The sequence below is a fragment of the Pseudomonas sp. Z3-8 genome (genome assembly GCF_051131975.1).
Classification (GTDB): Bacteria; Pseudomonadota; Gammaproteobacteria; order Pseudomonadales; family Pseudomonadaceae; genus Aquipseudomonas.
Window position 1 is genome coordinate 1,159,497 of the sequence record NZ_CP071643.1, and the last position, 17,802, is coordinate 1,177,298.

Below are 17,802 nucleotides of genomic sequence, written 5' to 3' on the forward strand. Positions count from 1 at the left end.
TGCGCAGGCCAGCGGGAGCAAGCTCCCTCGCCACGAAAAGCTGCAAAAAAAAACGCCCCGCTCTCATGGAGAACGGGGCGTTTTTTCATCCGGGAGATCAAGCGTAGCTTTGGGTTTCGCTGCTTGCTTCAACCAGTTCCAGCGCGATGTTGTTCTGCGCGTTAACCTTGCGATACAGCGCCGCATCGGTTTCCAGCACTTTTTCCCGGGCCGGGAAGATTTCCGCGAGCTTGGCGGCCCACTCTCCCTTGGCTTTTTCCGGGAAGCAGCGCTCGATCAGTTCGAGCATGATCGACACGGTGACCGAAGCGCCTGGTGAAGCGCCGAGCAAGGCGGCGAGAGTGCCGTCCTTGGCCGCCACCAATTCGGTACCGAATTGCAGGATGCCGCCTTTCTTCGGGTCTTTCTTGATGATCTGCACGCGCTGGCCAGCCACTTCCAGGCGCCAGTCCTCGGCTTTCGCCTCGGGGTAGAAGCGCCGCAGGGATTCCAGGCGCTGCTCCATGGACTGCATCACTTCGCTGATCAGGTATCTGGTCAGGTCCATGTTGTCCCGGGCCACGGCCAGCATCGGGCCGATGTTGCCGGCGCGTACCGACAGCGGCAGGTCCATCAGCGAGCCGTGCTTGAGGAACTTGGTGGTGAAGCCAGCGTATGGCCCGAACAGCAGGGATTTCTTGCCATCGACCACGCGGGTATCGAGGTGCGGCACCGACATCGGCGGCGAGCCCACCGCGGCCTGGCTGTAGACCTTGGCCTGGTGATGCTTGACCACTTCCGGGTTGTCGCAACGCAGCCACTGGCCGCTGACCGGGAAACCGCCGAAGCCCTTGCTCTCTTCAATGCCCGAAGCTTGCAGCAGCGGCAACGCGGCGCCGCCGGCACCGAGGAAAACGAACCTGGCGTCGACTTCACGGGTGCTGCCGGAATTGACGTCCTTGATGCTCACGGTCCAGCCATCGCCCTTGCGCTTAAGGCCGGTGACGCGCTTGCAATATTTGATCTGGGTGTCCGGCGCGCTGCCCAGGTGCTTGAGCAACTGGTTGGTCAGGGCGCCGAAGTTGACGTCGGTACCGTTCATGACGCGGGTCGCGGCGATGACTTCGTCTGCCGGGCGGCCTGGCATCATCAGCGGCATCCACTCGGCCATCTGGTCGCGGTCTTCGGTGTATTCCATGTCGGCGAACGCATGGTGCTGGCGCATCAGTTCGAAGCGCTTCCTGAGGAACTCAACGCCTTTCTCGCCTTGCACGAAGCTCAGGTGCGGCACCGGGGCGATGAAGGATTTCGACGAGCCGAACGTGCCTTTTTTGGTCAGGTACGTCCAGAACTGCTTCGACACCTCGAACTGGGTGTTGATGTGCACGGCTTTCTTGATGTCGACACTGCCATCGGCGGCCTGGGGTGTGTAGTTCAGCTCACACAGCCCGGCGTGGCCGGTACCGGCGTTGTTCCAGGGATTGGAACTCTCCGCGGCACCCGAATCCATCAGCTCGACGACTTCCAGCGAAATCGCCGGGTCGAGCTCCTTGAGCAGCACGGCCAGGGTGGCACTCATGATGCCGGCCCCTACCAGAACTACGTCGACTGCTTCGTTATGCGCCATTTAACGCGTCTCCAAAATCTGCAGCACCAAATTGTCGGCATAGCGGCCAGGAAGCGGGGCAGGTCAGTTGCGCCCCAGGTATCCATGGCCAGGATCGCCATGTCCGAATCTTCGCAATTTTTCGCAACACTGCGGATGCATGCAGCCTGGCCTCAAGAGTCCCATGAACTCATTTAAGCGCCGGGCGGGCAATTCGACTTATGGCCGAGACATCCGTTCGTGCAACCAAATCCGTAGCGGACAGGCTTCAGGCGCCGGTTCTTGAGCGATATCCGGTCCTGTCTCGTTGGGCTGTTCCAGACGCCAATGGTGCTTGTTCAGACGCAAAACTCTTCATTTGCTCGCCACACTCTTGTGAAGTTGTGAAAACCCGTTTTTTCACGCTCTTTTGAAGACGTGAACCTCAAAAAGGGCTGTCCCAGCCTGGCACCGCGCCCGATCTGGATGCCCCTCATGTAATACATGACAGGCAAAACGGGCAGACAGCTCAGTGACCGAGCGTAATGACAGCTCTGCAGATTCGCGAAAAGCAGTGATTTGCCAGGGAAACAGCAAGCGCGCCAGCTTCACTCGATCTGTGTGGGCGGCTCTCTGTGGGCGGTGCGGGGTGCCAATACAAGCGCATCAGCGGCGTTGCGGGGCCCGATCAGGAGACGTCCTTATAATCGGGGGGAGATTGTAGCGAAGAAACGCGCGGAAATGGTCGTGTTTTATGACTTTTATTAGCCTTGCGGTCAGACGGCCAACAACTGGCGGCTGCGTGCACGAGCGCGGGGCGCTTGTACCAGGGCGCTGGCGGGCAACGGCTGATGCAGCCAATTGAGACGGATCTCTTCGATTTCGACCCAGCCATCGCCCATGGGCTGCAGGCTGCATTGCTTGAATGCCTGGCAACGACCGCTGCGGTCGAGCAGGGCGAAGCAGCGGTGATGCGGGCGCGGGGTAAACAGGGAGATGAGAAAACGCATGGTCAGATACCGTGTCCGAGGAACTTGAGGCCAGCCTGACAGCCCGGCATGACACCCCGGTGTAAGGACCATGACAGCACGGTGACAGGAACCGGCCACCGCGGCCCCTGTCAGACATTTCAGTATTCATGCGGCGACGCTAGTTCGCCGCGATGGCGCACCGCTATACTGCCGGCCTGTTTGTGCCCGATTCTGGAGAGAAGAGCATGTTGCAACGCCTGTTGTTCGGTTTGATCGCCGTGACCAGTCTGACCCTTGTCGGCTGTGCCCACAGCCCGCAACAACTTAACCCGGAGCCCAAGCTCAACGCCCAGCTGGCGCCGGTGGGTCGCGGCCAGCCGGTGGTGGTACGGGTCGTCGACGGTCGCCCGTCGCCAACCCTCGGCACGCGTGGCGGTCTGTACCCTGAAACCAGCGTGATCACGGTGCAGGGTGCGCAGGTCCTGCCAAAATTGCAGGCCCAGGCTGAAGCGGCCGTGCGCCTGCTGGGCTTCACCCCGACGCAGAACGCAATGAACGCCCCGCAACTGACCGTGACCCTGGCCGAACTGAAATACCAGTCGCCCAAGGAAGGCATGTACGTGACCGAAGCCACCATCGGCGCGACGTTCCGTTCCGACGTGCAGAACGCCAACCGCCGCTACAGCGGTCGTTATGGCGCTTCACTGGACCAGCGCTTCGGCATGGCGCCGAACCAGGACACCAACACCAAGCTGGTCAGCGACGTGTTGAGCGATGCCCTGACCCGTCTGTTCAAGGACCCGACCATTGGTCAGGTGTTGGCGGAGTAAGCAGCAAGTCTGATATCCCTGTGGGAGCGAGCTTGCTCGCGATAGCGGCATTTCAGCCAACTCAATGTTGACTGATCCACCGTCATCGCGAGCAAGCTCGCTCCCACAGGTTTTTTTATGGGCGTGATTCACGCAGCCTGGGAATAGAGTTCCAGCACGCTGATCCCGGTCAGCAGGTCTGTCTCCGGGAGGTCCGCATGTTGATGGCCGCCGAGGGCGCAGTACACCAGCCAATGACGATCCTGCACATTGAAGGACAGACTGCCGACAAGGTTCTGTTGTTCATCGCTCGGGCTGATCAGGTAGAGACGATCCTGGTTTTCGGCGTGCAGCATGACGGATTCCGTACAGTTTTGGAGGGCGACAGGGTGGCCTATCCATATGACGAAACCGTGACGTGAAGAATTAGAAGGTTTGCACTTGGTCTTGTGGCGAGGGAGCTTGCTCCCGCTGGGCCGCGAAGTGGCCCCAAAACCTGCCAAATGCGGAGCATCAGACACACCGCACCCGCCGGCTTACGACTGCTTCGCAGCCGAGCGGGAGCAAGCTCCCTCGCCACGGGTCCATCATTTTTCTTAAGTGAACCGCGTTGCGGGCATTGGAATCGTTACCGGTCGGAAAAAACGCCTCAGTGTGACGAGCTTTCGGTAGAATCCGCGCCCTGTTCGTAGGCTCCGGGCGCAGCGCGTCCGTTTTCGCTTGAGGTTTGTGATGTCGTTGCAACTGTTCTCGCTGTTCGCTGCCCACCCCGCCAAACTGATCAACCTGCTCGCGCTGCTGTTTGCCTGTCCGGGTGGCTGGGTGCTGCACGCGACGCGTCGCCGCGAACTGCGGGCGCGGGCCTGTCTTGCGGAGCGCAGCAGCGAAGGCAATGAACGATTCGAAGCGCTGCTGGACTTGGCGACGCAACGCATGAACCGGTTTTTCTACCGTTTCGGCTTCGCTTGCCTGGGGTTGGCGCTGCTGATGTCGTGGATCAGCACGCAGTTCTGACAAAAAACAAATCGGCCGCGGCTTTTGTGGCGAGGGGATAAATCCCCTCGCCACAGGTCACTCGCGCTCAGGGCTTTCGCTCAAAGCGCCAGCCCCGCCCTGACCCGGTACTGGTTACGCACCGGCGTCGCATATTGCAGCACCAGGAACGGTCGGTGTTCCTCCGGGCAGGCTTCCAGCCGGCGCTGCCATTCTTCTTCAGCCTTGGCCAGTTCTTCGGCACCGAACACCTCGGCCGCCGTCGGAACCTGCAACTGCGGGTCGGCATCGGCCCATTGCGCGTAGGCCAGGTAATGCACCGGGAACAGGCGATAGCCGCCGAGTATCTGCCGGTCCATCTCCATGGCCAGTTGTTTGGTGTCCTCGAACAGTTCGGTAATCGGCGCGGCAAAGTTCACGTGGACCCGGCCCTTGTAGCCGGTGATGCCCTTGGCAATGCTGACGTCGTCCTCGCCGGGCGCCTTGGTGTACGTGCCGGTGGTGGCGCGGATGTACAGCTCGCGGGCCTTGGCCTGGTCGCACGGGTCATATTCGTAGCTGATCGACACCGGCGTCAGGTTCAACGAGCGGATGACCTCGCCGAACGGCTCGTCCTTGCGGCTCATGTGGAACATCTTCAGGATCGCCGACTCGGTCCGGTCATCACCGTCCTTCGCCCGGCCCTCGGCCTGGGCGATCCAGATCGAGGCGCAATCGTTGCGGATCGAGTGGTTGATGTAGGCCGACAGCAACTGGTACGCCGCCATTTTTTCCCGGCGACCGGTGATGGAGCGGTGCACGATGAAGCTCTTGTTCAGGCGCATCAGGTCGCTGACGAAGGGCTTTTGCAGCAGGTTGTCGCCAATCGCGATGCGTGGCGTCGGCAGGCCGGCGTGGTACACGGCATAGTTGACGAAGGCCGGGTCCATCACGATGTCGCGGTGGTTGGCGATGAACAGGTAGGCATTGCCGGACTTGAATTGCTCGACCCCGGTGTAGGTCACGCCATCGGTGGCACGCTCGATGGTGTGGTCGACGTAGAACTCGACTTTGTCCTGCAACGTGGCAACGGAGGTCACACCGGCGAACTCTCGACGCAACTTCTGCGCTATAAGAGGTTTGAGCATCCAGCCGAAAGCGCCGGCCAGGCGCGGGAAGCGGAAGTGGGTGAGGATATCTAGAAACGCCTTGTCGCTGAGCAGCCGTGCCAGCACCGCTGGGACTTCGCTGTCGTTGTAAGGTCGGATGGCATCGAATTCGCCCATCATGCTCTCTTGTTGGAAACGGCTAGGGTAAGTAAAGGTTCGATCGAAAAACCGACGGGGCACGACCTGGAAGATAGTCCAGGCAAAAATAGCCCTGCAAATAGACCGGCGATTATACGCACAAGTCACTTGGGAGACCGCGATGCTGGAAGCTGCTCTTTATGAATGTCCGTATTGTGGGGAGGAGGTAGAGACTTCCGTGGATTTGTCCGGCGGCGACCAGACCTACATCGAAGACTGCCAGGTCTGTTGCCGACCGATTACTTTCGTCCTGCAGGTCCACGAAGACGAATGGCACCTTGAGGTCTTCAGCGAAAACGAATGATGGGGCGGCCATGCAGCGAATCTACGAGCTGGAAAACCTGATGGAAGGCGAATTGCTCCAGGGCATGCTCGCCAGCGAAGGCATCACGGCGCATCTGGTGGGCCGCGATCTGGTGGGCGGCGCGGGTGAGCTGCCGATGTACGGCCTGCTGGGGCTGGCGGTGGAGGACGAGCAGGCGCAATACGCCCGGGAGCTGATCGCCGCCTACAATGCCGCGATGCCGGTGCCGGGCGATGAGCCTGACAGTTACCCGGGTACGCTGGTCTGTTAGGCTGGCGGCCGTTTGATACAAGAGTCGTGTTGCCCCATGTGTGGACGTTATGCCCTGTTTCGCTGGAACCCCGCTTTCGCGGCCTTGCCCGGCTTCCCTGCCGACCAGAAGGCCCAATGGAATATCTCGCCCAATGACTCGGTGCTGATGCTGCGCGCCGGCGCCGATGGCCAGCGCGAACTGGCACGGGCGCGTTGGGGCCTGACGCCGCCGTGGCTGACCGATCTGTCCCGCACCCCGGCGCACGCCCGCGCCGAAACCGTGGCCGAGCAACCAATGTTCCGCGAAGCCCTGCGTTTGCGTCGTTGCCTGCTGCCCGCCAATGGTTTTTACGAGTGGCGCGGCGGCACGCGCAAGCGCCCGTACTGGCTGACGCCGGGGGAGGGCTCATCGCTGTTCTTTGCGGCGATCTGGGAAGCGTACCCGGTGCAGGAGCAGGTGTGGCTGAGCACGGCGGTCATCACCCAACCGGCGGCCGGTCAGCGCCGACCGTTGATTCTGGATGAAGAGGGCCAGCGCCTGTGGCTCGACCCCGAGACACCCTTGCATGCCTTGCAAGGGTTGCTGGCGAGCGAGCCGGGGCAACTGCGCGAGCGGGTGCTGGCGAACATGGTCAACGACCCGAAACTCAATGGGCCGGAATGCCTGACCCCGGCCTGAGTTCTTTGGCGACAGCACTGGCCCCTTCGCGAGCAAGCTCGCTCCCACAGGGTTCGGCTCAGACCCTGAACTGATTGATCAACCGCCGTTGCTGCTCCGCCAGCCTGGTCAGCCCGGCACTGGCCGCGCTGGACTCGTCGGCGCCGCTTGCCACTTCGTTTGCCACCTGGCCGATGTTGATCACGTTACGGTTGATGTCATCGGCCACCGCGCTTTGTTCCTCGGCAGCGCTGGCGATCTGGGTGTTCATGTCGCTGATCACCGACACGGCCTGGGTGATCGTCTCCAGGGCCTGAGCCGCTTTTGCCGCGTGTTGCACACTTTCATCGGTACGCTGCTGGCTGTCTTCCATGACCCGCACCACGTCCCGCGTCCCCTGCTGCAGCTGTTGGATCATCGACTGGATTTCTTCGGTGGCCTGCTGGGTCTTCTGCGCCAGGTTGCGCACTTCATCGGCGACCACGGCAAAACCGCGACCCTGCTCACCGGCCCGTGCAGCCTCGATGGCCGCGTTGAGCGCCAGCAGGTTGGTCTGCTCGGCGATCCCGCGGATGGCGGTGAGAATCGCGTTGATGTTCTCACTGTCCTTGGCGAGCGTCTGCACCACGCCCACGGCCTTGCCAATCTCCAGGGCAAGGGCTCCGATGGAACTGGAAGTGTCGCGCACGATTTGCATGCCCTGGCTGGCGGCCTGGTCGGCGTGGCTGGCGGCTTGGGCTGCCTGGCTCGCATTCCGCGCCACGTCCTGGGCAGTGGCGGTCATTTCGTGCACGGCGGTGGCGACCTGATCGATTTCCGACAATTGCTTGTGCACGCCCTGGTTGGTGCGGATCGCGATGTCGGCGGTGTGTTCCGACGAATCGCTGACGCTCTGCACCGAGGTCACTACCTGAGTGATCATCCCCTGCAATTTGCTCAGGAATGTGTTGAAGCCCTTGGCGATGGCCCCCAATTCATCGGCGCGGTCGCTGGTCAGCCGGCGGGTCAGGTCGCCTTCGCCCTGGGCAATGTCGTCGAGCATCGCCACCATTTGCTTGAGCGGCCGGGCGATACCGTGGCCCACCAGCCAGATCACCAGCAGGCCGATCGCGGCAATCGCCAGGCCGACCATGGCCATGCCGAAGATGTCGGTTTCGCGCTGATCATCGAGGTCTTTCTGCAAGGCTTGCAGATCCGCCATCACGGCATTCAGCGGCAACTGCAACATCAACGTCCAGCGCGCCTCGGTCTGGCCGATACCGAAAGGCATGTACACCTCCAGATGGCCGTGTTCTTCGTCGATGTCGTAACGCACTTCACCGATGCCGAGCCGGGTCAGGTTATCCAGTTCGTTGGCGTCCAGCAGGTCGCTGGCTTTCTCGCCGAGTTTGCCTGGGTCCTTGGTGAAGGCCACCAGCCGGTTGTTGCTGGCAAGCAGGGCCATTTCCCCGGCGCCGTCGTACAGCTTGGCGTCGGCGGCGACGAGCATGTCCTGGATGAAGTTCACCGACAGATCGGCGCCGACGATGCCCTGGAACTTGCCATCGATCAGGATCGGCTCGATGAACGAGGCGAGCATGGTCATGGTGTCACCGACGCGGTACGGCGCGGGATCGATCACGCAGGCTTTTTTGCTGTCCTGGGAGCACAGGTAATATTCACTGGCACGAATGCCGGTGGACAGCAGTTTCTGGTCCGTCACATCGGCGAGTTTTTCCAGGCCCAGGGTGCCGTCCTGATTGCGAAACCACCATGGCAGGAAGCGCCCGTTGGTTTCCATGCCCAGCACCTGGTTGTCTACATAGCGGGCGTCGTCGTGGTCGATGGCGTTCGGTTCCCAGGCGATGTAGGCACCGAGAATCTTCGGATTGCGCACCACGGTTTCACGCAGCAGGCTGATCATCTGCTCGCGCGGGATCTTCAGTTGCGGGTTGCCGTCCGTTCCGTTCATGCCCATCAAGGCGTTGCTGGTGGCAAGCCCACGAGCGAGCAGCAGCGGCGCTTCGAGTTCGCGCTGGATCAGGCTGGCCTGGGTGCGGGCCAGCGCACTGAGGCGTTGCTCGATGAGTTGCTCGAACTGCGCCTTGGTCCGCTGTTGCACCATGTCCTGGGTGCGGGCGCCGGCGAACAAAGCGTACAGCACCAGGGCGCCGACCACGCTGAGCACGATGGCACCAGCCAGGGCGGCAACGGAAAACTGGATCGATCTGAATTTCATAAAGGCTCCGGACGCGGAAGTGACGTCTGGACTTTTTATCGGCGTTTCCGGGGCGTGGCATGAGGCACTGTTCGTCGGATGACTGTTTTGGCTAGACCGGTGTCGCAATCGGGCCAAGGGGGACTTGTCCGAAAATCGGTAATCCCTCGCTTCGTATCTGGCGCCGATACCAATCAGGGCCTAGGATACGCCCACGATTCCATGGAGCTTCTTTTGTATGAACAAGACTTTGATGGTGAGCGCTCTGGGCGCGGCTCTGCTGCTCGCCGGTTGCCAATCGGTCAATACCACCAGCGGCGGAGCCGTGGGGGTGGAGCGCAAGCAGTACATGTTCAGCATGCTGTCGACCGCTGAGGTCAACCAGATGTATGCGCAGTCCTATCAGAAGACGTTGGGTGAGGCGAGCTCCCAAGGTGCCCTGGACAAGACTAGCAGCGATGCCAAGCGCCTCCAGGTCATTGCCGACCGTCTGATTGCCCAGGCGCCAGTGTTCCGCCCGGATTCGGCGCAGTGGAACTGGGAAGTGAACCTGATCAAGAGTGATGAGCTCAACGCCAACTGCGGTCCTGGCGGCAAGATCATGTTCTATACCGGCCTGATCGATCAGTTGAAGCTGACCGACGCTGAGATCGCCGCGATCATGGGCCATGAAATCGCCCACGCCTTGCGCGAGCACGGCCGTGAAGCGATGTCCAAGGCCTACGGCATCGAAATGGCCAAGCAGGGCGCCGGTGCCATATTCGGCCTGGGCCAGGACAGCCTGGCGCTGGCCGACACCGTGGCCAACTACGGCATGACCTTGCCCAACAGCCGTGGCAACGAGAACGAAGCCGACCTGATCGGCCTCGAGCTGGCCGCCCGGGCCGGTTACGACCCGAACGCGGCGATCACCCTGTGGAACAAGATGGCCAAGGCTTCGGAAGGGGCTCCACCGGAATTCATGAGCACCCACCCCTCGTCGACGAGCCGGATCGCCTCGTTGCAGGCGGCGATTCCGAAGGTGATGCCGCTTTACCAGCAGGCCAGGAAGTAAGGGCGAACCTGCCGGCCTCTTCGCGAGCAGGCTCGCTCCCACAAAGACAAAGCGGTTAACTGTGGGAGCGAGCCTGCTCGCGAAGAGCGATAACGCGGTAGCTCTGGAATCGGATCAAACCCACCCACTACTCTGCATTGCCTTGTACACCGCGACGATCGCCAGGATGAAAAACGCCGAGGCGGCCAGGCGGCGGATGAGGGCGAGCGGCAGTTTCTCGGCGGCGAAATTGCCCGCCAATACCACCGGCACGTTAGCGATCAACATACCCACGGTGGTGCCGATGATCACCAGCCACAACTCCGGGTACTGCGCGGCAAGCATCACCGTGGCGATCTGGGTCTTGTCACCGATTTCCGCCAGGAAAAACGCGATCAGCGTGGTCAGGAAAGGTCCGAACCTGCGAGCCGTATTGGCTTCCTCGTCGTCCAGCTTGTCCGGCACCAGGGTCCACAGCGCGGTGGCGGCAAAGCTCGCCGCGAGGATCCAGTGCAACACCGAGTCGGAGAAGAACCCGCTGACCCAGGCACCTACCGCGCCGGCCGCCGCATGGTTGGCCAGGGTTGCGGCGACGATGCCGGCAATGATCGGCCAGGGTTTGCGAAAGCGTGCGGCGAGGATGAGCGCGAGCAATTGCGTCTTGTCGCCGATTTCGGCCAGCGCAACGATGGCGGTGGGTACCAGGAAAGAGTCCAGCATCAGGTGGTTCCTAAGAGGGGCGGGTCGACACGGCTATGACACGTACAGCCTTCCCGCCCCGGGTAAGGTGTGCGTGTCATAGGTCTTGTCAAACCCAGCGACCATCTGCGTGGACGCTTGGGCCGCATACGCCATGGTCTGCTGACCAAGTATGTTGACGTATGCCGGGCGAGCATGGCGCTCGCGGGAGACTACTCCCCTAGGACGGAGCGGATTCTGCCTAGGCAAATCCGTTTGGGCAAGCGCTGTTTTTCAAAAACGCCTTAGCCACGCTTGGCTCGGTAGATGCGAAAACCCTGGCCTTCGGCCTTGATCGTGCACGTGCCCAGATGCTCCTCGATCAGCGGCTGGTACTTGAGGAAACTGTTCGCGACCAAGCGCAGTTCGCCGCCGTTTTTCAGATGTTTGGCCGCTTTTCGCAGCAGGTTTTCTGTGGCGTGATAATCGGTGTGCACGCCGACATGGAAGGGTGGATTGCTCAGGATTGCGTTCAGGCCCATGGGCGCGGCATCGATTCCATCACCGGTCAACACCTCGGCTTCCAGCCCGTTGGCGGCCAGGGTCAGGCGGCTGCTGGCGGCGGCAAAGGCGTCCACGTCCAACAGGGTGACGGTATTGTGCGGGTAGCGGCGCTTGACCGCCGCGCCCAGTACACCGGCACCACAACCGAAATCCAGCAGATGGCCGCTGGGCAGCTTGTCCAGGTGCTCCAGCAGCAACGCACTGCCGCGATCCAGCCGACCATGGCTGAACACCCCCGGCAGGCTGATCACTTTCAACGGGCCTTCGGCCAAGGGCAGCTCGTAGGTTTGCGCCAGGCTTTCCAGCGGCTTGGCCTGCGGGGCGTTGGCGACGGTGACTTGCCACAGTTGGCAATGCCGCGCGCTGTCGAGCTTGCGTGGCTTGCCGAACGGGTTGAGCTGCTTGGAAGCGCCTTCGATGCCGCTGCGCTTTTCCCCCACCAGGTACACCTCGCGACCGGCCAGGCGCGCGGCCACGGCGTTGAGAATGTAGTCGGTCAGGTCCTTGGCCTTGGGCAGGAACACCACGGCCGTTTCGAATTCCCGCTCGGGTACGTTCACGCCAAAGTGGCTACGTTGCGCAAAGCGCGCATCCAGCGCGGCCTGGTCGCCGGCATGCCAGCACCAGCCATGGGCCTCGGGCAAACGGCCGAGCAGATCGTCGGCGGGCAGGCCAGCCAGCAGGACCGGGCCCTGGAATAATTCGGGCTGACGAAGCAGTACTTCACTGCGCGGATCCATGGTCTGCTCCTTGTAAAAAAGTGCGGCAGTTTATCAACTGACGACCCGGCGCGCTGTACCGCTGAAAAAGCCTTGGGCGTTTTCCGTCAGTTGGCCGACGATCCGCTGCCGCGCCTCGCGGCTGCCCCAGGCGTTGTGCGGGGTGATGATCAGTCGCGCAATGTCGCCGGCCAGCAAGGGATTGCCTTGGGTCGGCGGCTCCACGCTCAGCACGTCGCTGGCCGCGCCGCCCAGGTGACCGCTGCGCAAGGCGTCGGCCAGGGCCTGTTCGTCAATCAGGCCGCCACGGGCGGTGTTGACCACGAACGTGCCGGGCTTGAGCAGCGCCAGTTCGCGCGCGCCGATGAAGTGGCGGGTGTGCTCGTTGAGCGGGCAGTGCAGGGTCAGGGCATCGATCTGCGGTAACAGCTCATCCAGCGGCAAGCGATCCGGCCGTGCCGGACGCCCCGGAATCTGCCCCAGCAGCACACGCATGCCAAAGGCTTGCGCCAGCCGGGCGACGGCGCCGCCCAGTTCGCCATGGCCGAGCAAACCCAGGGTCTTGCCTTGCAGCTCGACAATCGGATAGTCCAGCAGGCAGAACTGCGAAGCCTGTTGCCAGCGACCATCAGCCACGGCTTTCTGGTAGTCGGCGAGGCGCGTCGCCAGGTTCAGCAACAGCATGATCGTATGCTGGGCCACCGACGGCGTGCCGTAGCCCTGGCAATTGCACACGGTGATGTCGTGGTGGCGGGCAGCGGCGAGGTCGACATTATTGGTGCCGGTAGCGCTGATCAGGATCAGCTTCAATTCGGGGCTGGCGGCCATGGCTGCCGCGTCGATCACTACCTTGTTGGTGATCGCCACCGTCGCCCCCTTGAGTCGCTCGGTCACCTCGTCCTGGCGGGTCCCGGCGAACAATTGCAGTTCGCTGAAGCAATCGCGCAACGGGCCCAGGTCCAGGTCGCCGAGGTCCAGGGAAGGGTGGTCGAGAAAAACGGCGCGGGCGGTGTTCGTCATCAGCTGTACCTGTCATGTAAAGAACCGAAGGCGTAATGTGGCGAGCCTATCAGATGAATCGTGGCCAGGGAGCAAGCTCCCTGGCCACGGGATTTCATTCACCAAGAGATGTCGCAAGGAGCCCACCATGTACCTCACCGAATTTCTCACCGTCGCCCTGATCCACCTGCTGGCGGTCGCCAGCCCCGGTCCGGACTTTGCCGTGGTGGTGCGCGAAAGCGTGACCCATGGCCGACGTGCCGGGACCTGGACGGCGCTGGGCGTCGGCACGGCGATTTTCCTGCATGTGGGGTATTCGTTGCTGGGCATCGGCCTGATCGTGTCCCAATCGATCGTGCTGTTCAACGCGCTGAAGTGGGCCGCGGCCGCGTACCTGCTGTACATCGGCATCAAGGCCTTGCGCGCGCAACCGGCCAAGGCCTCTGGAGAGAACCTGCACAAGGAGGCTGGCGAGCGTACCGCTCGCGGTGCGTTCACCGCAGGCTTTGTCACGAATGGCCTGAACCCCAAGGCAACGCTGTTCTTCCTGTCATTGTTCACCGTGGTGATCAATCCCCATACGCCGCTGGCGATCCAGGCCGGCTACGGCGTGTACCTGGCGATCGCCACGGCGGCGTGGTTCTGCATGGTGGCGATGCTGTTCAGCCAGGCGCGGGTGCGTGCCGGTTTCGCCCGCATGGGCCACTGGTTCGACCGGACCATGGGCGCCGTGCTGGTGGCCATTGGCGTGAAACTGGCCTTCACCGAGGCGCACTGACCGCGCCTGAACATGTCCCTGAGATGGCTCAAGGCTAGTATTTGCGGGCGGATCAAATCATTCCTTCGGCTGATTTGATCCGCGGGCAGGCACTTTAGAGTGCTTACCTTCCAGCCAAGACCGTGCAGTCAGAAAAGGGACCCTTATGTTGCAGACTCGCGTTATCCCTCCAGCCGAAGGCGCCTACCAATACCCGTTGCTGATCAAACGGCTGCTGATGTCCGGTGCGCGTTACGAGAAAACCCGCGAGATCGTCTACCGCGACCAGTTGCGCTACAGCTATCCGACGCTGATCGAGCGCGTCGCGCGGCTGGCCAACGTGCTGACCGAGGCCGGGGTGAAGGCCGGTGACACCGTTGCGGTGATGGACTGGGACAGCCATCGCTACCTGGAATGCATGTTCGCGATCCCGATGATCGGCGCGGTGATCCACACCATCAACGTGCGCCTGTCACCGGAGCAGATCCTCTACACCATGAACCACGCCGAGGACCGCTTCGTGCTGGTCAACAGCGAATTCGTCGGTTTGTACCAGGCGATCGCCGGCCAGCTGACCACGGTAAAGAAGACGCTGCTGCTGACCGACCTGGCGGACAAGACCGCCGACCTGCCGGACCTCGTGGGCGAGTATGAGCAACTGCTGGCCGCCGCCAGCCCGACCCATGATTTCCAGGATTTCGACGAGAACTCCGTCGCCACCACGTTCTACACCACCGGCACCACGGGCAATCCCAAGGGCGTGTACTTCACCCATCGGCAACTGGTGCTGCACACCCTGGGCGTGTCGACCATCATGGGCTCCATCGACAGCGTGCGGCTGTTGGGCACCAACGATGTGTACATGCCGATCACGCCGATGTTTCACGTACATGCCTGGGGCCTGCCGTACGTGGCGACCATGCTCGGGCTCAAGCAGGTCTATCCCGGGCGTTACGATCCGGAGTTCCTGGTCGAGCTGTGGCGCAAGGAAAAGGTCACCTTTTCCCATTGCGTGCCGACCATTTTGCAGATGGTCCTCAACGCCAAGGGCGCCCAGCAAACCGATTTCGGCGGCTGGAAAATCGTCATCGGCGGCAGCGCCCTCAACCGCAGCCTGTACGAGGCGGCCAAGGCCAAGGGCATCCAGCTCACCGCGGCCTACGGCATGTCCGAAACCGGGCCGCTGGTATCCTGCGCGCACCTCAACGACGAGCTGATGGCCGGCGGTGAAGACGAACGCATCACCTACCGGATCAAGGCCGGTGTGCCGGGGCCGCTGGTGGAAGCGGCGATCGTCGACGGCGAGGGCTGTTTCCTGCCCGCGGATGGCGAGACCCAGGGCGAACTGGTGCTGCGCGCGCCGTGGCTCACCGAAGGTTATTTCAACGAACCGCAGAAAGGCGCCGAGCTCTGGAAGGGCGGCTGGCTGCACACCGGCGACGTCGCCACGCTCGACGGCATGGGCTTCATCGACATCCGCGACCGGATCAAGGACGTGATCAAGACCGGCGGCGAATGGATCTCGTCCCTGGACCTGGAAGACCTCATCAGCCGTCATGCGGCGGTACGCGAAGTAGCAGTGGTCGGCATCCCCGATCCGCAGTGGGGCGAGCGCCCGTTCGCCTTGCTGGTCATTCGCGAAGGGCACCAGCTCGGGGCTCGCGAGCTCAAGGAACACCTCAAGCCATTTGTCGAGCTGGGGCACTTGAGCAAGTGGGCAATCCCGAGCCAGATCGCCCTTGTTACGGAAATTCCCAAGACCAGCGTCGGCAAGCTCGACAAGAAGCGCATCCGCGTCGACATCAGCGAATGGCAGAGCAACAACAGCACCTTCCTCTCGACGCTCTGAGCGTACCCGCCGTGCCTGAAAAGGGCACGGCAGGCCCACCCGGCAAGCGCTTGTCTTGTCAAACCGGAAAATTCAGCCATCCTTGCCGTGCCGACATCCGTCGGCCTGGCGAAGGACTGTTCCAGAGTGGTCGAAGGCTGCAAATCACACTTTAGAGGGATCAAGCCGTACTACCTGCTGGCTATAGTCCGCTCAAGGATTTTCGGAATGGGACGCGCGTGCCAGCACGGCGCAGGGTTTCCGGAAATGCCCACTGCCATAACAATAAAACACATGGAGTTGCGTCGATGACCTCAGCAAACACTTTCTGGCGCCGGGCAAAACTGCCTCTGGCCGTCAGTCTTGCCTCTTCGCTCGCCGGCCCGGCATTCGGCGTCAGCTTCAACATCGGTGAAATCGAAGGCCAGTTCGACTCGGCCCTGTCGGTCGGCGCAAGCTGGTCCACGGCCAAGGCCAACCGCGACCTGATCGGCGTCAACAACGGTGGCAAGGGCCTGTCCCAGACCTCCGACGACGGTCACTTGAACTTCAAGCGCGGGGAGACCTTCTCGAAGATCTTCAAGGGTATCCATGACCTGGAGCTGAAGTACGGCGACACCGGTGTGTTTGTACGTGGCAAGTACTGGTACGACTTCGAACTCAAGGACGAAAACCGCCTGTACAAGGACATCAGCGACAGCAACCGCAAGGAAGGCGCCAAGTCCTCCGGCGGGCAGATCCTCGATGCGTTCGTCTACCACAACTACGATATCGCCGATCAGCCGGGCTCGGTCCGCCTCGGCAAGCAAGTGGTCAGCTGGGGTGAAAGTACCTTTATCCAGGGCGGTATCAACGCCATCAACCCGGTCGACGTGTCCGCGTTCCGTCGCCCCGGTGCCGAGGTCAAGGAAGGGCTGATCCCGGTCAACATGTTCTACGTGTCCCAGAGCCTGACCGACAATCTGTCGGCCGAAGCGTTCTACCAACTGGAATGGGACCAGACTGTCGTCGACAACTGCGGCACGTTCTTTTCGCAGCCGGACGTCATCGCCGACGGTTGTGACGACAACCTGCGCGTCTTGAACAAACGTTCGCGGATTCCGGGCGCAGCCTTGCCGACCCTGACGGCGTTGGGCGTCAACGTGAACGAGGAGGGCGTGCTGGTTCGCCGTGGTCCCGACCGTGATGCCCGTGACAGCGGCCAGTGGGGCCTGTCGTTCAAATACAACTTCGAGCCGCTGGACACCGAGTTCGGCGCCTACTTCATGAACTACCACAGCCGGGCGCCAATCTTCAGCGCCACGGGCGCCGCGTCACGGTTCTATACCCAGCCGCTGGGGCCGTTGGCCGCATTGCGTCCGGTAATCGTGGCGGGTAACTCGAACTACTTCGTCGAGTACCCGGAAGACATCCGGCTCTATGGCCTGAGCTTTTCCACCACGCTGCCCACCGGCACCGCGTGGAGCGGTGAGCTGAGCTACCGGCCGAACGCTCCGGTACAACTGAGCACCACCGATATCCTGTTCGCCGGTGTCACGCCAATTCCGGGCTTTGGTAACGCCTCCGTACTGGATGGCGCGCCGGGCCAGGACCTGCATGGCTATCGCCGCAAGGAAATCACCCAGTTCCAGACCACCTTCACCCACTTTCTCGACCAGGTCATGGGCGCCAGCCGCCTGACCCTCGTCGGTGAGTTGGGCGTGACCCACGTTGGCGGCCTGGAAAGCCGCTCCGAAGCGCGCTACGGCCGTGATCCGGTGTTCGGCCCGGGCGAATTGCCCAACGGCTTCTGCAATACCCTCAACGCCTCGACTGCGGCAGGTGGCGGCCAGACCATCAGCGGGGTGAACAGCAACTGCAACAACGACGGCTTCACCACGTCGACCTCGTGGGGCTACCGTGCTCGCGCCATCTGGGAATACCCGGATGTCTTCGCCGGTGTGAACCTCAAGCCCAACGTGGCCTGGTCCCATGACGTCAAGGGTTACTCGCCAGGTCCTGGCGCCAACTTCGAGGAAGGCCGCAAAGCCGTCAGCCTCGGGCTGGATGCCGAGTACCAGAACACTTACAACGCGAGCCTGGCCTACACCAACTTCTTTGGTGGCGACTTCAGCACCGTGGATGATCGCGACTTCCTGGCGCTCAGCGTCGGCGTGAACTTCTAAGCACCGTATTTCAGGACGACACACT

17 protein-coding genes, 1 pseudogene and 1 riboswitch are annotated in these 17,802 nt (G+C 62.1%); of the genes and pseudogenes, 9 read left to right on the forward strand and 9 right to left on the reverse strand.

Annotated features, from left to right (window positions below; translation table 11 throughout):
- Positions 1-97 precede the first annotated feature (97 nt).
- Together mqo and J3P94_RS05435 are read right to left on the reverse strand one after the other, a co-directional pair.
- A complete protein-coding gene (mqo, locus tag J3P94_RS05430) occupies positions 98-1,606 on the reverse strand; it encodes a malate dehydrogenase (quinone) (protein ID WP_434571879.1) in 1,509 nt (502 codons plus the stop codon).
- Between the two features lie 734 nt (positions 1,607-2,340).
- Positions 2,341-2,574, reverse strand: a complete 234-nt coding sequence (locus J3P94_RS05435) for a hypothetical protein (RefSeq protein ID WP_305498881.1) — start codon at positions 2,572-2,574, stop codon at positions 2,341-2,343.
- 206 nt (positions 2,575-2,780) lie between these two features.
- Here J3P94_RS05435 and J3P94_RS05440 point away from each other — a divergent pair, with 206 nt between their 5' ends.
- Entirely contained in the window at positions 2,781-3,365 is a 585-nt protein-coding gene (locus tag J3P94_RS05440; RefSeq protein WP_305498883.1) for a YajG family lipoprotein, read from the forward strand.
- A gap of 128 nt (positions 3,366-3,493) precedes the next feature.
- Here the strand turns inward: J3P94_RS05440 and J3P94_RS05445 are convergent, their stop codons facing one another.
- A complete protein-coding gene (locus tag J3P94_RS05445; protein ID WP_047229420.1) occupies positions 3,494-3,700 on the reverse strand; it encodes a hypothetical protein in 207 nt (68 codons plus the stop codon).
- A gap of 376 nt (positions 3,701-4,076) precedes the next feature.
- On the opposite strand from J3P94_RS05445, the gene J3P94_RS05450 reads away from it, so the two are divergent.
- A complete protein-coding gene (locus J3P94_RS05450) occupies positions 4,077-4,358 on the forward strand; it encodes a hypothetical protein (protein ID WP_434571881.1) in 282 nt (93 codons plus the stop codon).
- Between the two features lie 80 nt (positions 4,359-4,438).
- Here the strand turns inward: J3P94_RS05450 and J3P94_RS05455 are convergent, their stop codons facing one another.
- On the reverse strand, positions 4,439-5,605 hold the full coding sequence (locus J3P94_RS05455; RefSeq protein WP_305498886.1) for a 1-acyl-sn-glycerol-3-phosphate acyltransferase: 1,167 nt from the start codon (positions 5,603-5,605) through the stop codon (positions 4,439-4,441).
- A 139-nt stretch (positions 5,606-5,744) separates the two neighbouring features.
- Here J3P94_RS05455 and J3P94_RS05460 point away from each other — a divergent pair, with 139 nt between their 5' ends.
- From J3P94_RS05460 to J3P94_RS05470, 3 genes are read left to right on the forward strand one after another with little or no spacing between them, the layout of a single operon-like run.
- A complete protein-coding gene (locus J3P94_RS05460; RefSeq protein WP_186634586.1) occupies positions 5,745-5,927 on the forward strand; it encodes a CPXCG motif-containing cysteine-rich protein in 183 nt (60 codons plus the stop codon).
- Positions 5,928-5,937: 10 nt separating this feature from the next.
- The gene (locus J3P94_RS05465) at positions 5,938-6,198 is read left to right on the forward strand and encodes a putative signal transducing protein (protein ID WP_305498888.1); all 261 of its coding nucleotides are present in this window, start codon (positions 5,938-5,940) and stop codon (positions 6,196-6,198) included.
- 36 nt (positions 6,199-6,234) lie between these two features.
- On the forward strand, positions 6,235-6,858 hold the full coding sequence (locus J3P94_RS05470; protein WP_305498889.1) for an SOS response-associated peptidase: 624 nt from the start codon (positions 6,235-6,237) through the stop codon (positions 6,856-6,858).
- A gap of 58 nt (positions 6,859-6,916) precedes the next feature.
- Here J3P94_RS05470 and J3P94_RS05475 read toward each other — a convergent pair whose 3' ends face one another.
- Positions 6,917-7,759, reverse strand: a complete 843-nt coding sequence (locus J3P94_RS05475) for a methyl-accepting chemotaxis protein (RefSeq protein WP_434574099.1) — start codon at positions 7,757-7,759, stop codon at positions 6,917-6,919.
- Positions 7,760-7,774: 15 nt separating this feature from the next.
- Positions 7,775-9,055, reverse strand: a pseudogene (locus J3P94_RS05480) (HAMP domain-containing protein); the annotation flags it as partial.
- A 217-nt stretch (positions 9,056-9,272) separates the two neighbouring features.
- On the opposite strand from J3P94_RS05480, the gene J3P94_RS05485 reads away from it, so the two are divergent.
- Positions 9,273-10,088, forward strand: a complete 816-nt coding sequence (locus J3P94_RS05485) for a M48 family metallopeptidase (RefSeq protein WP_434571884.1) — start codon at positions 9,273-9,275, stop codon at positions 10,086-10,088.
- 114 nt (positions 10,089-10,202) lie between these two features.
- Here the strand turns inward: J3P94_RS05485 and J3P94_RS05490 are convergent, their stop codons facing one another.
- The 3 genes from J3P94_RS05490 to J3P94_RS05500 all read right to left on the reverse strand — a co-directional run bounded on the left by J3P94_RS05490 (position 10,203) and on the right by J3P94_RS05500 (position 13,048).
- Entirely contained in the window at positions 10,203-10,787 is a 585-nt protein-coding gene (locus tag J3P94_RS05490) for a TMEM165/GDT1 family protein (RefSeq protein ID WP_305498893.1), read from the reverse strand.
- A gap of 90 nt (positions 10,788-10,877) precedes the next feature.
- Positions 10,878-11,000, reverse strand: a riboswitch (yybP-ykoY riboswitch).
- A gap of 50 nt (positions 11,001-11,050) precedes the next feature.
- The gene (locus J3P94_RS05495; protein WP_434571887.1) at positions 11,051-12,049 is read right to left on the reverse strand and encodes a methyltransferase; all 999 of its coding nucleotides are present in this window, start codon (positions 12,047-12,049) and stop codon (positions 11,051-11,053) included.
- A gap of 33 nt (positions 12,050-12,082) precedes the next feature.
- Positions 12,083-13,048, reverse strand: coding sequence for a 2-hydroxyacid dehydrogenase (locus tag J3P94_RS05500; RefSeq protein ID WP_434571889.1), 966 nt, complete (start codon positions 13,046-13,048; stop codon positions 12,083-12,085).
- A gap of 127 nt (positions 13,049-13,175) precedes the next feature.
- Here J3P94_RS05500 and J3P94_RS05505 point away from each other — a divergent pair, with 127 nt between their 5' ends.
- The 3 genes from J3P94_RS05505 (at position 13,176) to J3P94_RS05515 (ending at position 17,777) form a co-directional block, all read left to right on the forward strand.
- Positions 13,176-13,805: a LysE family transporter gene (locus J3P94_RS05505; RefSeq protein WP_434571891.1), complete on the forward strand. Its 630-nt coding sequence runs from the start codon at positions 13,176-13,178 to the stop codon at positions 13,803-13,805.
- Positions 13,806-13,950: 145 nt separating this feature from the next.
- On the forward strand, positions 13,951-15,633 hold the full coding sequence (locus J3P94_RS05510; RefSeq protein ID WP_434571892.1) for a fatty acid--CoA ligase: 1,683 nt from the start codon (positions 13,951-13,953) through the stop codon (positions 15,631-15,633).
- Positions 15,634-15,920: 287 nt separating this feature from the next.
- The gene (locus J3P94_RS05515; protein WP_434571894.1) at positions 15,921-17,777 is read left to right on the forward strand and encodes a DUF1302 domain-containing protein; all 1,857 of its coding nucleotides are present in this window, start codon (positions 15,921-15,923) and stop codon (positions 17,775-17,777) included.
- The last annotated feature ends 25 nt before the right edge of the window (positions 17,778-17,802 follow it).

Coding starts and splice junctions, on each gene's coding strand:
- J3P94_RS05445 (WP_047229420.1), bottom strand. CDS start 3,700: ATGCTGCACGCCGAAAACCAGGATCGTCTCTACCTGATCAGCCCGAGC.
- J3P94_RS05490 (WP_305498893.1), bottom strand. CDS start 10,787: ATGCTGGACTCTTTCCTGGTACCCACCGCCATCGTTGCGCTGGCCGAA.
- J3P94_RS05505 (WP_434571891.1), top strand. CDS start 13,176: ATGTACCTCACCGAATTTCTCACCGTCGCCCTGATCCACCTGCTGGCG.
- J3P94_RS05460 (WP_186634586.1), top strand. CDS start 5,745: ATGCTGGAAGCTGCTCTTTATGAATGTCCGTATTGTGGGGAGGAGGTA.
- J3P94_RS05510 (WP_434571892.1), top strand. CDS start 13,951: ATGTTGCAGACTCGCGTTATCCCTCCAGCCGAAGGCGCCTACCAATAC.
- J3P94_RS05470 (WP_305498889.1), top strand. CDS start 6,235: ATGTGTGGACGTTATGCCCTGTTTCGCTGGAACCCCGCTTTCGCGGCC.
- J3P94_RS05455 (WP_305498886.1), bottom strand. CDS start 5,605: ATGATGGGCGAATTCGATGCCATCCGACCTTACAACGACAGCGAAGTC.
- J3P94_RS05465 (WP_305498888.1), top strand. CDS start 5,938: ATGCAGCGAATCTACGAGCTGGAAAACCTGATGGAAGGCGAATTGCTC.
- mqo (WP_434571879.1), bottom strand. CDS start 1,606: ATGGCGCATAACGAAGCAGTCGACGTAGTTCTGGTAGGGGCCGGCATC.
- J3P94_RS05475 (WP_434574099.1), bottom strand. CDS start 7,759: ATGATCACTCAGGTAGTGACCTCGGTGCAGAGCGTCAGCGATTCGTCG.
- J3P94_RS05500 (WP_434571889.1), bottom strand. CDS start 13,048: ATGACGAACACCGCCCGCGCCGTTTTTCTCGACCACCCTTCCCTGGAC.
- J3P94_RS05485 (WP_434571884.1), top strand. CDS start 9,273: ATGAACAAGACTTTGATGGTGAGCGCTCTGGGCGCGGCTCTGCTGCTC.
- J3P94_RS05450 (WP_434571881.1), top strand. CDS start 4,077: ATGTCGTTGCAACTGTTCTCGCTGTTCGCTGCCCACCCCGCCAAACTG.
- J3P94_RS05515 (WP_434571894.1), top strand. CDS start 15,921: ATGACCTCAGCAAACACTTTCTGGCGCCGGGCAAAACTGCCTCTGGCC.
- J3P94_RS05495 (WP_434571887.1), bottom strand. CDS start 12,049: ATGGATCCGCGCAGTGAAGTACTGCTTCGTCAGCCCGAATTATTCCAG.
- J3P94_RS05435 (WP_305498881.1), bottom strand. CDS start 2,574: ATGCGTTTTCTCATCTCCCTGTTTACCCCGCGCCCGCATCACCGCTGC.
- J3P94_RS05440 (WP_305498883.1), top strand. CDS start 2,781: ATGTTGCAACGCCTGTTGTTCGGTTTGATCGCCGTGACCAGTCTGACC.